The sequence below is a fragment of the Priestia sp. P5_B4 genome (assembly GCF_056400385.1).
Map to the genome: position 1 here is coordinate 1 of NZ_JBFULJ010001565.1, position 500 is coordinate 500.

1 protein-coding gene is annotated in these 500 nt (G+C 43.4%); it reads right to left on the minus strand.

The window, feature by feature from the left end; translation table 11 throughout:
• Positions 1-500 (minus strand): molybdopterin cofactor-binding domain-containing protein (locus AC1DRF_RS32180; protein ID WP_477742851.1); only part of this gene is annotated, 500 nt, incomplete at both ends.

The window sequence follows — 500 nt, forward strand, 5'->3', positions numbered from 1 at the left end:
GCTAATCCCTTTGGCAGTAATAAGGCCGTTTTCATGAACTATTCTCTGCCCTTCCTCCCATTTCATTAGCTGCTTCAAGCGACGAATACATTCCGGTAAGTTACCAACGCTGCTAGAAGTTAAACGTACTTGCGTAGGCGTAGTATCACCCGGCAGAATAGCGTTTTTTTCTCTAAACTCCAAAGGATCTATACCTGCTTTTTTAGCAAGGATGTCCATCGTGCGCTCAAACGCAAATAATAGTTCCGAATGGCTAAATCCTCGAAAAGGAGAAGCGTAAGGGTGATTTGTATATACACATAATGAATCACAAAAAATATGTTCAAGACGATAAGGTCCCGTACAGTCAGCTGCTGCTGCTTTACTCAAGTCCGTTCCTTTATCTGCGTAAGCACCGCTGTCGAACAAATAAAGAATGTCAGCAGCCTGCAAGAGTCCCTCTTTAGAACAACCTAGCTTGATTTTTGCATCTAGACCTACGTGAGCAGGCGAAGTAAGCA